This is a genomic window from Lysinibacillus sp. S1 (assembly GCF_044986265.1).
Lineage (GTDB): Bacteria > Bacillota > Bacilli > Bacillales_A > Planococcaceae > Lysinibacillus > Lysinibacillus capsici.
Window position 1 is genome coordinate 3529564 of the sequence record NZ_CP173154.1, and the last position, 15449, is coordinate 3545012.

Genomic DNA, 15449 nt, shown 5'->3' on the forward strand with positions numbered 1-15449 from the left:
TATAGTCATAGAAATTTGTTAAACTTAAATCTGCAATATATAAAAGAAGAGAGCGAAACGAAATGAAAATTATTCATATAGATCAAAAATATCCTGAAGATTGGATTCGCGTATTAAATCATATTGCGAATTTATTTTTTGAGGATTCCAAGCTGAAGGTTGAACCAATGGGAGCAGATATGTCTGCTTCATTTGACTATCAGACTGGAGACGATTTTTCCATTTCTACAAAAGCAAACTTGATTGTAGATGGTAAGCAATACACGAATGAGTACAGTATTCAATATGAGTCCCCGGCAACAGATCGTGAGCTAAATATTCGCATAAAACGTGCATTGTCACATGTATTTTTAGATGTTCTTGAACAGCATACTGGAGTGCATCAGCAATGGGGGATTTTAACGGGTGTACGCCCAACAAAGCTGTATCATAAATTTAGAAAAGAAGGTAAAAGTGAGCAAGAAATTGCTGATCTATTAATTCGAGATTTCCGCTTATCAAAGGAAAAAGTTGGACTATTAAAGGAAATTGTGGACCGACAACTAGTGACCATTCCTGATCTTGATTCCATTGGACAAGAAATCAGTGTTTATATTGGTATTCCATTCTGCCCTACCAAATGTGCATATTGCACTTTCCCAGCCTATGCGATTGGTAGTAATCGTAAGCAAGGGCGTGTTACGACTTTTTTAGATGGCTTGCATATTGAATTGCGCGAAATGGGCAAATGGCTGAAGGACAATGATATGAAAATCACCTCCATTTATTGGGGTGGTGGTACACCGACTTCAATTGAGGCCGATGAAATGGATGCCTTATATCAAACGATGTATGAATCATTCCCTAACCCTGAAACAATTCGAGAGGTGACAGTTGAAGCAGGAAGACCTGATACCATCACACCAGAAAAATTAGAAGTACTAAAAAAATGGGGTATTGATCGTATTAGTGTAAATCCACAATCTTATACTGATGAAACATTAAAAGCAATTGGTCGTCATCACACAGTCCAGGAAACCATTGATAAGTTTTGGCTTGCAAGAGAATCAGGTATGAACAATATCAATATGGATCTTATAATTGGGCTACCGAATGAAGGGATTGAAGAATTCCAACATTCATTAGAGGAATCGGCAAAAATGCAGCCAGAGTCTTTAACTGTTCATACGCTATCATTTAAACGTGCTTCAGAGATGACGCGTAATAAGGATAAATACAAAGTAGCCGACCGTGATACGGTAGCTGAAATGATGGCAATGGCACAAATTTGGACAAAAGAAAATGATTATGTTCCATACTATTTATATCGTCAGAAAAATATTTTAGGTAATTTAGAAAATGTGGGCTATAGTAAAGCGGGAGAAGAAAGTATTTATAATATCGTTATTATGGAAGAAGTGCAGACAATCTTAGGAATTGGCTGTGGGGCATCCTCAAAATTTGTTCATCCCGAAACAGGGAGAATTACACAATTCCATAATCCGAAAGATCCTGCTGCCTATATTATGACCTTTGAAGAGGCTATTGGGAAGAAAATAGAATTTTTAAATGAATTATATAAGGCTTAATGATGAAGGCAATCTGATCTGTTCAGATTGCCTTCATTGTTTGTAGTGTTCGTAATGTACAGGCCATTTTTAGCAGAACAGCATCCTCAAAGTATTGCGGATCATAGCCTGTTAATTCCCTTATTTTATTTAAACGATAAGTAAGTGTATGTCGATGAATATTCAATTGCTGAGCACAATGCTTTAGCTGTAAATTACAATCAAAAAACGATTGTAATGTTTCCAATTGTTTAGCGTCTAAATTTTTGAGTACACGACGGTAAAATGCTTGTACCTCTTCCGATTCACGAGGTTTAAAAAGGGAATATAACTCGACATCTTCAAAAAAAGTCAATTCATTATTGATTGCAGCAAATTTTAGAGCTGTTCTGGCACCTTGGTAGCTATAGGGAAGCTGAGATAAATGCTGAACCACAGGCCCTACCCCAATTTGAAGGGAGGGAAGTTTCTGCTTACGCAGTGCTTTTATAATAGGACGGCAATTTTGCTCCATACAACTTGTTAGTAGGATATAGTATTCCTGTAATTGGCTATGACCAGCAAGAATAGGCTGTTTATAAAATAGATCCTCAAAAAAGAAGGGTATTGTATTTTCTGCGTAGGATGCTTTATTTAAGCTCACTAAAATCACCTGAAAAGGGCCCGAAAGAGCAAATGGTAATTTCTGAATCCGTTCAGTTAAGGTTCCGTCTAGCTTACTTCCATGAACGAGTGCTTCAAATATGTAATCGTTATTCTTTCGTTGCCATTCGCTTTTAGATTCAACAATCGCTTGATGGGCCATAATCTCTGTTGTGAGTTGAACGAGATTAGCAATTTCAAGCATATCCTCTGAATCTCCTGTAATACCTATAACACCTACAACCTCATCTTGATACATAATTGGCATATTGATGCCTGGTTTTGTGTTTGGATAAAGTGCTATATTTTCCTCATTTATAATTAGAGTCTCTTTTGTCTGTGCTACGTATAGTGCACCTTCATGAATATTTTCCACCCTCATTTTATCCCCAGAAGCTAAAATGACTCCACTTGGGCTGATAACATTAATATTGTGACGCAAGCGCAACATCGTTTGATGGACGATGTCTTCTGCTAACTTTTTTGTCAACATGTTTATACACCTCGCATAAAAAACAGCCTGTTATATGACAGATAAATTGTACACCTATTATAATGTTTTCTGAATTTATTGTCATTATAATAAATTGTAAGCGCTTAACTTAGGGATATGAAAATTTACGTAAATGTCAATGGACGACATAAGTGGAGGTATAACATGAAAGTTATCATTAGTCCAGATTCCTACAAGGGTACTCTGTCAGCAGTTGAAGTAGCAAAGGCAATGCAAAAAGGAATCTTAGATGTGGATCATTCAATTGAAACAATTATACTACCAGTGGCAGATGGTGGTGAAGGTACACTGCACTCACTTATTGCCTCTACAGATGGTCGATATTGCTCAGCAACTGTGCTTGATCCATTGGGAAGAGCTATCCAGGCTCAATATGGTGTACTGGGCGATCAAGTAACCTGTGTAATAGAGATGGCTCAAGCATCTGGTATTATGCTGTTACAAGAAAATGAGAAAAATCCTGAACTTGCTACATCTTATGGCACAGGACAATTAATTAAAGCTGCACTTGATCAAGGTTTTAGAAAATTTATTATTGGCATTGGTGGGAGTGCTACAAATGATGCGGGTACTGGTATGTTACAAGCATTAGGTGTGCGGTTATTATCAGCGGAAGGGGTGGAACTTGAGGCTGGTGTTTCTAACCTTATGCAATTAGATGTCATAGATATGAGTCTACTAGATACTAGATTAGCAGAAGCAACATTTACGATTGCCTGTGATGTGGATAATCCGCTTATTGGTGAACGAGGAGCCACTGCCATCTTTGGTCCACAAAAGGGTGTTCAAAAACACCAGGTCGCTGAATTTGATCGTTGTTTAAAGCATTTTGCAGATATTGTTGAAGCTCAATTTGCTATACGATTACATGACTATAAAGGTGCTGGAGCCGCTGGGGGAATGGGGGGCGCATTAATCGCTTTTTTAAAAGGAACCTTCCATGCAGGAATTGACCTTGTGCTGGACGCTGTACAACTTCAGGCTCATTTAGCAGAAGCACAGTTAGTGATAACGGGTGAAGGAAAATCTGATCTTCAAACATTACATGGTAAGGCACCATTAGGTGTAGCAAAAGCTGCAAAGCAAGCGAATGTAGAGGCGATGCTGCTGTCTGGAGGAATTGATACCAAGGCAAATGCAGCATTACAAGCGTATTTTACAGTTGTTGAGTCATTGGTAGATGAGGAGATTGATGTGCAGCAGGCAATGCAAGAACCTGCACACTTTATTCGGTTAAAAACTAAAAGAATGATAGAGCGTTACTTACAAAAGGGGGATGTCTAGATGTTGTTCATTATTATATTAATAGGGGTATTATTTGTTGTCTTAGGAACAGCTAAGTTAAAGCTTCATCCGTTTTTAGCTTTATTAATTAGTGCTTTCTTCGTTGGAATTGCTTCAGGTATGCCATTATTGACAGTAGTGGAAAGCATTAATACTGGATTTGGAGGCTTAATGACAAGTATTGGTTTAGTCATTATTGCTGGTACTATTATAGGCTTAATATTAGAAAAATCAGGTGCTGCTTATCGAATGGCAGAAGTAGTGTTAAGAATTGTAGGACCTAAACGTCCACAATTAGCGATGTCTTTAATTGGCTATATCGTATCCATACCAGTATTTTGTGATTCTGGCTTTATTATTTTATCCAGCTTGCAAAAATCATTAGCAAAGCGAGCCAATGTTACGATTGCATCTATGGCAGTAGCTTTAGCAACTGGCTTATTTGCGACGCATGTATTAGTACCACCAACTCCAGGGCCTATTGCAGCAGCAGGAAATATTGGCGCAGCTGATTATTTAGGAACAGTCATTGTCATTGGTTTACTAGTCGCGATACCAGCAACATTCGTAGGTTATCTATGGTCAGTAAAAGTGGCGACAAAAATTCGCGTTCCTGAAGATGAGGTAGAGGCATTAGATTATGAGGAAGTCATTAAATCCTTTGGTAAAATGCCCTCAACATTTAAAGCATTTTTACCAATCGTTCTGCCGATTGTGTTAATTGGTTTGGGTTCTATAGCAGCATTAGTTGGTGATACGGAATCGACTTTCAATACCATCTTTAAATTCTTAGGTTCTCCAACAGTGGCCTTATTTTTAGGTGTAGCAGCAGCCTTTTTATTATTACCTGAAGTCAATGAAACGACATTAACAGGTTGGATTGGCGAAAGTCTAAAAGAAGCAGCACCAATTTTACTTATAACAGGGGCTGGTGGTTCGTTTGGAACTGTTATAAAAAATGCTGGTGTTGGAGAAATGCTTCAAGAAATGGATTTAGGTATGTTTGCCTCAGGTACATTATTCCTTCTTGTGCCGTTTATAGTAGCAGCAGCGTTGAAAACGGCTCAAGGTTCTTCCACAACAGCTCTTGTGATTACATCTACTTTAGTAGCCCCAATGCTTGTGACATTGGGGATTGATGGAGCGGTACCATTAGCATTAGTGGTGATGGCAATAGGTGCAGGAGCAATGACAGTTAGCCATGTGAATGATAGCTTCTTTTGGGTGATTACGCAGTATAGTGGTATGGAAGTAACACAAGCCTATAAAGCCCAAACGGTGGCCACATTACTCCAAGGGCTTGTGACTATTATTATTACGATGATTTTATGGTGGATATTTGTTTAAAGTAAAAGGAGAGCAGCCCATGGCTAGCTCTCTTTTTGTATAATAGGAGAATAGAAAGGAAGTTAGTAGATGAAAAAAATAATAGTATTACTCCTTTGTATTTTTTTATTAGCCGGCTGTACCGAGGCAGTCAAGACAGAGAAAATTCCTGTAACAGCTGGTCATGAAATGCAGGTTCATTTTATTGATGTAGGACAGGGGGATTCTATACTGATCGAATCACCAAGTGGTAAAACGATGCTTATAGATGGGGGAGTGAAGGGCGCAGGGCAACAGATTGTCTCTTATTTAAAAGAACTTGGGATAGATAAGCTTGATATTGTAGTAGCAACACACCCAGATGCTGATCATATTGGAGGGCTTATTCCTGTATTAGATAACATGACGATTGAGCAATTTTATGATTCGGGAAAAGTACATACATCGCAAACCTTTGAAGAGATGCTGACACGTATCGATGAAAAAAATATTCCTTATCATGTGCCAAAAATCGGTGATGATATCGAATTTGATAAGAATGTAAATGTGAAAGTTTTAAATGCCAATGATCAGGCTACAGACAATAACGATGCCTCCATTGTTTTAAAAATGACTTATGGGAATGTCTCTTTTTTATTGACAGGAGATGCGGGAGTGGCATTAGAAAAGGAAATGTTGCAGTATGATGTGAAAGCAACAGTTTTAAAAGCTGGACATCATGGCTCTAACACAAGTAGCTCAGAGGAGTTCATTCAGGCTGTAAAACCAGAGGTCACGATATTAAGTTATGGAGAGGATAATAAGTATGGACATCCACATGCAGAAATTGTGGACCGTTTGCAGGCTATTGGTAGTAAAATATATGCCACCGCGGATTTAGGAACGATTACGGTGTCCACAGATGGGGTAAACTATACGGTGAACGGTAAGGAAACTTCTAGTGTAGAAACTGGTAATATACTATCTAAAGAAGAACCGACAACAGCTATTGAAATCGTTAGTAAGGATCTAGTTACTGAAATTGTAGGAATTAAAAATAGTGGACAACACGCAGTATCTTTAAAAGATTGGCAGCTTATTTCAATTGAAGGGCATCAAGTTTATAATTTCCCTAATCTTTCTTTACAGCCAGGGAAAACGATTTATATTACTAGTGGGACCAATGCACGGGAAGGGCAAAATTATTTGAAATGGACAACTAAACAAATTTGGTTAAATGCTGGAGATGCTGCGCAATTACGGAATGAGAAAGGGGAACTTGTAAGTGAGCTTGAGTAAATACACATTGGACCGTATTGAAGATGGCTATGCGGTTTTCTTAAAGTTTCCAGCAGAAGAGGAACAACTCATTATTTCACAGTCAGCCATGAACAAGCCTGTGCAAGTAGGTGATCGTGTTCAGATAGAAGAAAAAGATGGTATTTACCATATTGAAATTTTAAAAGAAGAAACACAACAAAAAAGAGCAGACCTTCAGAGTTTAATGAATCGTTTACGAAATAAAAATAATTAATACATGACAAGCTGTGAAGATTTGACGTACAGCTTGTTTTTAGATACATGAATTGTACTTAAATTGTTATCCTAAATATTTTGAAAATATGCTAAAATAGTAGTATTAATCGGGAGCTAGGAGCGGACAAAAATGTCGATAAATACAATTATTTTTGATTTAGATGATACACTACTATGGGATAAAAAATCAGTCAAAACTGCATTTGAAAAAACATGTGACTATGCAGCAACAGTACATAATGTGAATCCTACTGAGCTAGAGGAAGCTGTTCGCCGAGAGGCACGTGCTTTATATGAGGGTTATGAAACATATGATTATACGGTATTAATTGGTATCAATCCATTTGAAGGACTTTGGGGAACGTTTGACGACTCGACGGACTCCTTCCAAAAAATGAAGGAAATTGTTCCTAGCTATCGTGCAGCGGCTTGGACAAAAGGGTTAGCTGCTCTTGGTATTGAAGATACAGCGTTTGGAGAGGAGCTAGGAGAGCGCTTTGTAGCCGAGCGTAAAGTAGCGCCATTTTTATACGAAGATACTTTTGCAGTGTTAGATGAATTAAAAGGAAAATATCAGCTTGTATTGCTTACAAATGGCGCACCAAGTTTGCAAAATTTAAAGCTAGAAATCACACCAGAAATTGCCCCATATTTTGATCATATTATTATTTCAGGTGACTTTGGTAAAGGTAAGCCGGACGCATCTATTTTTGAGTTTGTGATGGAGAAAGCAGGTATTACAGCGGACGAGGCAATTATGGTTGGCGACAATCTTAATACTGATATTTTAGGATCATCTCGTGTGGGAATGCGCAATGTATGGATTAATCGTGAAAGCAATATCGCCAACGGGGCTGTGACACCTACCTATGAGGTGGATTCTTTGACAGCGTTGTTGGAGCTTGTAAATAAGCTATAGTATAAAAATGTACTGACCCTTCATGGAGTCAGTACATTTTTTTATTAAAAATAGACATTCAGTCCAAGGTATAAACATGTAAAAGCTATCGCTATACAAAGCTGAACAAGAGCGCTAGCAATTAAGTAACCCTTAGGTTCACCAGCCTTTTTACGATAATAGATTTGCATAAAGGAGTAGAGTGAGAAAAGGCCATAAATAATTGTTGCATGAATTGTATGGTGGACAAGATAGATACCAAATGAAATACCTCCAAACAACACGAGCATGATGGCATTGGCAATAGCATGCTCAACTGTCGCAGCGAAAAAGCGACGTTCTGTATAAGGCATTCTTTTTTTAGCAATCCATAGGATGAAATGCATAAGTAGGATGAAAATGTTCCCTAAAATAAGTTTCGTCGACCGCTTCTCATCATAAAAATAGCGTAGAGAGTCAATTGATTCTTCAATCAGAAAGGCTTGCTGGGTTTCAACATTGAAGAAAATCTTGTTATTGAGTACCTTCCATTTCTCTTGTGTACGGTCATTATAGAGAATCAAAATATCATAGATAGTACCACTTTTCCATTGACTAGCGGATATTGTTATAGGAGAAGCGTTGTCCCAATTCTGTTGTAGCTGTGTGATAGCCTTTGAATGAGCATAGCATTGCTGAGGAACATAAAGGCAAGAATCCTTTGCTATAAAGGTATCCTTGTTCAGATTCTCCTTTAAGTAGACACGTTGGATGGCTTTGGAGGAATCCATTGTCATAGGAGAATCAGTCGGACGTTGAACAAAAGTTAAAATTAATAAAGAAAGAACTACTATAAATAGCACTGACACAGAAGGAATTTTCCATCCATTTCCAGTAGTTTGTTTACTAATTACTGAGGGCTCTGTCATATTGCGTAATAATTTTTTTTGCTGCTGATCAGATAACATTAAATCATCTAAGTGTTGCCATGTCTTCTTATCATTCTTCATCCATCTCACCTCCTAACTGTTTTTTTAATGCGATGAGTGCTCGTTTTAATGTGTTTTTTACTTTCCCCTCATTCCAGCCAAGAATAGCGCAGGTTTCTTCGATGGAAAGCCCCTCTATTTTGCGCAGAATGATCACATCACGATAGGTAATTTTTAGTTTTCGAATTGCAAGATACAGTATCTTGGCATCTTCTCGTTGCATCAGCCATTGATGAGGAGAAGGTGACGCTTGTTCTTCATGCTGTTGTAAAAAAGGGACAAACTGAATAATCCTTTTCCGACGATAATGATCATAGGCAAGGTTGCGTGCAGTGCACCGCAACCAAGCGAGATCGGCTCCTTCTTTTATTGTTTGGTGATGGTTCAAATAACGGACAAAGGTTTCCTGTGTATAATCCTCCGCTAATTTTTCATCATTTAGTAAGTAATATAAGTATTTAAAAATGGTGTGATTATGTAAGTAAAATATTTCTTCTATGTTCAAGCTGAACACCTCCTTTTCTTTAATGACGAAGAACTCATAGAAAAGTATCATTTTCCCAAAATAAAAAGCAGAGAGTAGAGACTCCCTGCTTCTTGCTATTATTAATTATAGGTTAATGGCTTTTACCTCATCAATGTTTTCAAGCTGTGCCACAAAAACTAAATCTTCTTCTGTTACAACATTATCAACCGTTAACATCATAACCGCTGTACCACCAACCTGTGCACGACCAACCTGCATTGTTGCAATATTGATTTCTTTTTCTGCAAGCTTTGTTGCTACACGGCCAATTGCACCTGGTTTGTCAGTATTTTTAATGTAAAGAAGGTGACCTTGTGGAATGACATCTACAACATAGTCCTCTACTTTTACAATACGTGCACCTAAACCGTTTAATAGTGTACCCGCTACAGTATGTGTTTCGTTAGCAGTAATAATTTCAATAGTAATTAAGCTAGTAAAGCCTTTTGCTGTTGTTGTTTTGTGCTCATTAATTTTCATACCAATACGTTCAGATAAGTAACGAGCATTCACATCATTGACATGATTACCGTGATTTTTAGACAGTAAACCTTTTAATGCATTTGAAGTTAATGGACGAACATCATAGTTTGCTACTTCTCCAGCATAAGATAGATTGATTTCTTTGACTGGCTCTGTTGTCACTTGTGATAGGAATGAACCAAGTTTTTCAGCTAATTCAAAGAATGGCTCAACTTGTGCAAGAAGCTCTTTAGGTATAGATGGCATGTTTACTGGATTTGTTACAGTACCTGTTTTGTAAAATTTAATGATGTCATTTGATACGTCAACCGCTACAGATTCCTGTGCCTCGATTGTAGATGCTCCTAAGTGAGGAGTTGCGATAACTTGTGGTAAAGTCAGTAGCTTATGATCTGTTGCTGGTTCAGAAACAAATACATCAAGAGCTGCTCCAGCCACTTTACCTGCTACGATTGCATCATATAAATCGTCTTCATTGATGATACCGCCACGTGCACAGTTAATAATACGTACGCCATCTTTCATCATCGCAAATTTATCTTTATTAATAAGGTTGCGAGTTTCAGGTAAAAGTGGTGTATGAACTGTAATGAAATCTGCAGCTACACAGATTTCTTCAACCGTTGCTTTTGTTACACCTAATTCTTTGGCACGTTCATCTGTTAGGAAAGGATCGTATGCCATAACATTCATACGTTGACCCTTAGCACGATAAGCTACTTCAACACCAATTCGACCAAAACCTACAACGCCTAAAGTTTTATTTTTTAGCTCCACGCCAACAAAAGATTTGCGATCCCATTTGCCATTTTTTAATGTATTAAAAGCTTGTGGAATATGACGGGCAAGTGAAGTCATCATCGCAATTGTATGTTCGGCAGCTGAGTTAGTATTACCATCTGGTGCGTTTACCACGATAATGCCGTGTTCTGTAGCAGCAGCAAGATCAATATTATCGACACCAACACCAGCACGACCAATTAATTTTAAGCTTTTTGCTGCTTCAATTACTTCACGTGTTACCGTTGTTTGAGAACGAACAAGTAATACATCTACATTAGCAATTTTAGCGATTAATTCTTCTGGTGCTAAACCTGTGTCTACAATAATGTTTAAATCTAAATCTTGTTCCTGGCGTAATGGGAAAATACCATCCTCACTTAGTGGATCAGCGATAAATACGTTAATAGTTCTTGTTTTTGTTGCAGTAGTCATTATAATTAGCTCCTTTTTTATCATTATTGGCTATGGCTTTATCTACGATAGTCTGAAATTTGTAAAATTCGAACATCTTACAGCATACAAACAATCTCCTTTCTAAATCGAAGACAATATAAAAAGCCTTCCACGCCTTACAAACACAGTTAGTGTGTTGTAAGGGGCGAAAGGCTGTATAAACTTTGGTTCGCGGTACCACCCTTAATCACTGCTGGAAAATTTATTCTGGCAGTCTTAGCTATATGCGTAACGTGCATGAGACGGATAAGCATACTTTTAAGTTGTTCAGCCTATCTATTCAGGAGTGGAACTATTATCGTAGAAATCACTGATTTGCACCAACCATCAGCTCTCTTTGGATTTTCTTGCGACTAGTGTGTCTCCGTCGTTATATTTTTTGTGATTAAATTTGTTAACATCATAATCCCTATTGTTCACCTTTGTCAACGATATTTCTTAAAAACTTTAAAAATACTGACTTCAAAAGTCTGAAAAATAACTAAAAACGAATATTATTTATATAATACCGTTGTAATGTTCGTCTTTTTGGGGAATACAATGAAAGCGCTAACGATATTTGAAAAGTCCGATAGTATCAGGTTTCTGTGTAGTTTTAGCATGAAAAATTATATGGGAATTAAATGGAATAAAATAGAGGGTTTATGCTAATTATCCATGGATTTGTTCTAAGAAAGCGAACGTTTTTGTTTGTCACATTTTAGACAAAAATATAAAAAGTAGAAGGTAAACAGACTGTGAGAGAAGAATGTTAGTTAAGGATGATTGATTTGGGGGTGTAAGAATGAAGTACGATGTTGCAATAGTCGGTGCTGGTCTTGCAGGATTAGTCGCAGCTTGTGAATTAATCGATGCAAAGAAAAAAGTTCTTTTAGTAGATCAAGAGCCTGAAAATTCAATCGGAGGACAGGCATATTGGTCTTTTGGAGGAATATTTTTAGTAAATTCTCCAGAGCAAAGAAGGCTTGGAATTAAAGATAGTAAGGAGCTTGCATGGCAGGATTGGCAAGGAACTGCAGGCTTTGATCGTTTAGAAGATGAGGATTCCTGGGCGTATAAATGGGCAAGAGCATATGTTGATTTTGCTGCAGGTGAAAAATACGACTGGTTAAAGTCAAAAGGTATAAAGTTTTTCCCTGTTGTTGGATGGGCAGAGCGGGGAGGCTCATTGGCAGGAGGGCATGGCAATTCAGTACCTAGATTTCATATTGTCTGGGGAACAGGCCCTGGCATTGTAAAGCCATTTGTAGATAAAGTAAAACAGGCTATGAAAGAAGGATTCATTGACTTCAAGCCAAGACATCGTGTGGATGAATTTGTGCAGCAAGAAGGGAAGATTATAGGAATTAGCGGAACGGTGCTAGCTGAAACCTTTATTAATCGAGGTGAAAAAAGTTCGAGATTAGGAATCGGTGAATTTTCCTACGAAGCTAAAGCTGTGATTGTGGCAAGTGGTGGTATTGGGGCAAATTTTGATTTAGTGAGAAAAAATTGGCCTGCTCGATTAGGAACCCCTCCAAAAAATATGGTATGTGGTGTACCAGCTTACGTTGACGGAAGAATGCTAGAGATCACGGAACATGCTGGGGGACGCATTGTAAACCGTGATCGCATGTGGCATTACACAGAGGGTTTAAGAAATTGGGATCCAATATGGCCCAACCATGGAATTCGGATATTGCCTGGTCCCTCCTCCCTGTGGTTTGACGCAGAGGGGAATCGTTTTCATGCACCCAACTTTCCAGGGTTTGATACACTCAGTACGTTAGAGGCGATTCAAAAAACAGGTTATGACTATTCCTGGTTTATTTTAACGGAGAAAATTATTGAGAAAGAATTTGCTTTATCTGGCTCGGAGCAAAACCCAGATTTAACAAACAAAAGCATTGGCGATGTTCTAAAACGCATTTTACCAGGCCCACCTGCTCCTATCCAAGCTTTTAAAAATCACGGAGAGGATTTTGTGATTGCACATGATCTAAAGGAACTTGTAGATGGAATGAATAAACTTGCTGGAAATGAGCTACTTGATTTCATGAAGATTAAAGAGCAAATCTTGGCAAGAGATCGGGAAATGGACAATAAGTTTACAAAGGATTTGCAAGTAAACGCTATTCATGGAGCAAGAAATTATATTGGGGATAAATGGGTGCGTGTTGCCAAGCCACATAAAATTTTAGATACCAAAAATTGGCCTTTAATTGCTGTTCGCTTAAACATTCTAACAAGGAAAACTTTAGGTGGCTTACAAACAAATTTAAATGGCGCTGTTTTGGGCATGGACGGTCAGCCAATTCCTGGGTTATTTGCTGCTGGTGAAGTAAGTGGTTTCGGTGGCGGTGGCGTCCATGGCTACCGCGCTTTAGAAGGGACATTTGTTGGTGGTTGTTTATTTAGTGGACGCCAGGTAGGGCGTTATTTAGGGCAAGGATAAAGTGCATAAATGAATGAAGAGCATCGTTTTGATGGACGATGCTCTTTTTAAATGGATTGATAATGTTGGAGTAGATCACTATGCTGAAGTTTTGAGCAGAAATCCAACAGCAATGCGCACCTGGATTAAATTATGGAATGGATTAACAATTTGATTGTTGGACCTCTGCAATCTTAGCAATTTGTTCTTCAACCTGTTCCTTTGTCCAACCGTTTTCCTCCACGAAAAAGTTGCGTTCTGCACGGCGACAATCATCTGAACAGCTTCGCATGTAAAATGCCTCATGTTTTTCTTCACAAAGCATTAACTTATGACACGCTGGGTTTGCACAGTTTGTGTATCGTTCAGAAGGCTCCCCGGTGAAATAATCCTTCCCAACAATAACATGTTCCACCTGATTAATCGGTACACTTCGACGGCGGTCAAAAACAAACATTTGACCATCCCATAATTGACCTTTTACCTCAGGATCCTTCGCATATGTAGCAATACCGCCGTGTAATTGACCTACGCTCTTACCATAGCCCTCGCGTTTTAGCCAACCAGAGAATTTTTCGCAGCGAATACCACCTGTACAATAAGTTAAGATTTTTTTATCTGCAAAATCTTCTTTATGCGCCTCCATCCAAGCAGGTAGGTCACGGAAGTTTTCAATATCTGGTCGAACAGCCCCTCGGAAATGACCGAGATCATATTCATAGTCATTACGGGCATCGATAACCACGGTGTTGTCATCTTGCATCTGTTCCATAAATTCTTTAGGTGTTAAATAATCACCTGTGATTTCTAACGGATTGATATCCTGTTCTAAACCGAGGTGAACAATTTCTCGACGAGGACGTACATGCATTTTTCTAAAGGTATGCCCTTCAGTCTCATCAATTTTCCACATCATATCGCTAAAACGAGCATCTGCCTTCATATGATTCATGTAAGCATCTGTTTGCTCAATGGTACCTGATACAGTTCCATTAATACCTTCGTAACCTACTAAAATACGACCAAGAAGCCCTATCTCTTTACACAATGCTAAATGTTCTTCTGCGAACGCTTCAGGATCTTCAATCGTAATATATTTATAATAAAGTAATACACGATAGTCTTTTTGTGTCAAAATACATTACCACCTTTATCTCGATATTCGTCCTTTAATATAGCATAACAGGAGCAATTTTGCTTAGAGAGAAGGAGTTTTCAAAAAAAACACGAATTATACATAGTGAATGACTATTCATATTTGGGGGTTATAGAGATGGAATTTTCAACGATTACATTAGAAAAATTAGAGCGTCGAGCAACCTTAACATTGAATCGCCCACAGGCGATGAATGCAATGGATGATGTCATGATGCGTGAACTTGCAGAATGCTTTGAGGCTCTACAGCAGGAAAAAGATATTCAGGTGCTTGTTATTCGTGGAGAAGGAAAGGTCTTTTCTGCGGGTGGTGATATAAAAGCAATGCTAGATGAAAGCAAACCACTGAATATTGATGAGGCAATGGTTTATCTGACACGTATCGTGAAGGCATATTATCAGCTACCAATGATTGTGATTGCAGCGGTTCATGGTGCATCAGCAGGTTTAGGATTTAGTCTAACACTAGGGGCAGATATTATTGTAGCCTGTGAAAATAGTAAACTTGCTATGAATTTCATTGGAATTGGACTGATTCCAGATGGGGGCGGTCATTTCTTCATGAAGGAGCGTGTAGGTACTGTTAAAGCGAAACAAATGATATGGGAGGGAAAGGTATTAACAGCAAAAGAAGCATTAGATGCAGGGTTAATTGATTATATTGCACCAGAGGGCACTGTATTTGCAATGGCAGATCAAGTGGTGGGGAAAATGCTTGCATCCCCGATTTCTTCCATGATTACAACGAAAAAAATTCTACATGCACAAAATATGCCACAGCTAGAAAATATCTTAGCATTAGAGGCTGAGGGCCAGTCTGCAATGCGTAAAACAACAGATCATGTCGAGGGCATTCATGCATTTGTAGAGAAAAGAACGCCTGTCTTTGTAGGGAAATAAAAATAATAAAAGGCGCGTAGCAAACCATTGACTACGTGCCT

General features: G+C 38.3%; 14 protein-coding genes and 1 other annotated feature. Of the genes, 9 read left to right on the forward strand and 5 right to left on the reverse strand.

Going from position 1 to position 15449, the window contains the following annotated elements:
• Window positions 1-62: 62 nt before the first annotated feature.
• Window positions 63-1568: a coproporphyrinogen III oxidase gene (locus tag ACHZEU_RS17615; protein WP_279496133.1), complete on the forward strand. Its 1506-nt coding sequence runs from the start codon at window positions 63-65 to the stop codon at window positions 1566-1568.
• 22 nt (window positions 1569-1590) lie between these two features.
• Here ACHZEU_RS17615 and ACHZEU_RS17620 read toward each other — a convergent pair whose 3' ends face one another.
• Window positions 1591-2682 (reverse strand): sugar diacid recognition domain-containing protein, encoded by a 1092-nt coding sequence (locus ACHZEU_RS17620; protein ID WP_279496131.1) that lies wholly within the window; start codon window positions 2680-2682, stop codon window positions 1591-1593.
• 165 nt (window positions 2683-2847) lie between these two features.
• On the opposite strand from ACHZEU_RS17620, the gene ACHZEU_RS17625 reads away from it, so the two are divergent.
• The 5 genes from ACHZEU_RS17625 to ACHZEU_RS17645 all read left to right on the forward strand — a co-directional run bounded on the left by ACHZEU_RS17625 (window position 2848) and on the right by ACHZEU_RS17645 (window position 7747).
• Window positions 2848-3987, forward strand: coding sequence for a glycerate kinase (locus ACHZEU_RS17625; RefSeq protein WP_048391783.1), 1140 nt, complete (start codon window positions 2848-2850; stop codon window positions 3985-3987).
• Window positions 3988-5334 (forward strand): GntP family permease, encoded by a 1347-nt coding sequence (locus ACHZEU_RS17630; RefSeq protein WP_259949875.1) that lies wholly within the window; start codon window positions 3988-3990, stop codon window positions 5332-5334.
• A gap of 69 nt (window positions 5335-5403) precedes the next feature.
• Entirely contained in the window at window positions 5404-6591 is a 1188-nt protein-coding gene (locus ACHZEU_RS17635; RefSeq protein WP_259949872.1) for an MBL fold metallo-hydrolase, read from the forward strand.
• Entirely contained in the window at window positions 6578-6826 is a 249-nt protein-coding gene (locus tag ACHZEU_RS17640) for a DUF3006 domain-containing protein (protein WP_048391776.1), read from the forward strand. The genes ACHZEU_RS17635 and ACHZEU_RS17640 overlap by 14 nt, the downstream gene beginning before the upstream one ends.
• Before the next feature lie 132 nt (window positions 6827-6958).
• A complete protein-coding gene (locus tag ACHZEU_RS17645) occupies window positions 6959-7747 on the forward strand; it encodes an HAD family hydrolase (protein WP_048391774.1) in 789 nt (262 codons plus the stop codon).
• Between the two features lie 44 nt (window positions 7748-7791).
• Here the strand turns inward: ACHZEU_RS17645 and ACHZEU_RS17650 are convergent, their stop codons facing one another.
• The 3 genes from ACHZEU_RS17650 to serA all read right to left on the reverse strand — a co-directional run bounded on the left by ACHZEU_RS17650 (window position 7792) and on the right by serA (window position 10918).
• Window positions 7792-8715, reverse strand: coding sequence for a hypothetical protein (locus tag ACHZEU_RS17650; protein ID WP_115674058.1), 924 nt, complete (start codon window positions 8713-8715; stop codon window positions 7792-7794).
• Complete coding sequence (locus ACHZEU_RS17655; RefSeq protein WP_066037072.1) at window positions 8705-9199, reverse strand: RNA polymerase sigma factor; 495 nt, start codon at window positions 9197-9199, stop codon at window positions 8705-8707. Before ACHZEU_RS17655 ends, ACHZEU_RS17650 begins: the two co-directional genes overlap by 11 nt.
• Before the next feature lie 105 nt (window positions 9200-9304).
• Window positions 9305-10918: a phosphoglycerate dehydrogenase gene (gene serA / locus ACHZEU_RS17660; RefSeq protein ID WP_279496126.1), complete on the reverse strand. Its 1614-nt coding sequence runs from the start codon at window positions 10916-10918 to the stop codon at window positions 9305-9307.
• A 159-nt stretch (window positions 10919-11077) separates the two neighbouring features.
• Window positions 11078-11319: a binding site (T-box leader), on the reverse strand.
• A gap of 404 nt (window positions 11320-11723) precedes the next feature.
• On the opposite strand from serA, the gene ACHZEU_RS17665 reads away from it, so the two are divergent.
• Complete coding sequence (locus ACHZEU_RS17665) at window positions 11724-13373, forward strand: FAD-binding dehydrogenase (protein ID WP_048391767.1); 1650 nt, start codon at window positions 11724-11726, stop codon at window positions 13371-13373.
• A gap of 13 nt (window positions 13374-13386) precedes the next feature.
• Entirely contained in the window at window positions 13387-13527 is a 141-nt protein-coding gene (locus ACHZEU_RS17670) for a hypothetical protein (RefSeq protein ID WP_279496124.1), read from the forward strand.
• Here ACHZEU_RS17670 and ACHZEU_RS17675 read toward each other — a convergent pair.
• Window positions 13516-14487 carry a rhodanese-related sulfurtransferase gene (locus tag ACHZEU_RS17675; protein WP_066037074.1) on the reverse strand — a complete coding sequence of 324 codons (972 nt, stop codon included), beginning with the start codon at window positions 14485-14487 and terminating at the stop codon, window positions 13516-13518. The two genes, ACHZEU_RS17670 and ACHZEU_RS17675, sit on opposite strands and share 12 nt — an antisense overlap.
• 138 nt (window positions 14488-14625) lie before the next feature.
• Between ACHZEU_RS17675 and ACHZEU_RS17680 the strand changes: the two genes are divergently transcribed.
• On the forward strand, window positions 14626-15408 hold the full coding sequence (locus ACHZEU_RS17680; protein WP_048391764.1) for an enoyl-CoA hydratase: 783 nt from the start codon (window positions 14626-14628) through the stop codon (window positions 15406-15408).
• Window positions 15409-15449: the final 41 nt, after the last annotated feature.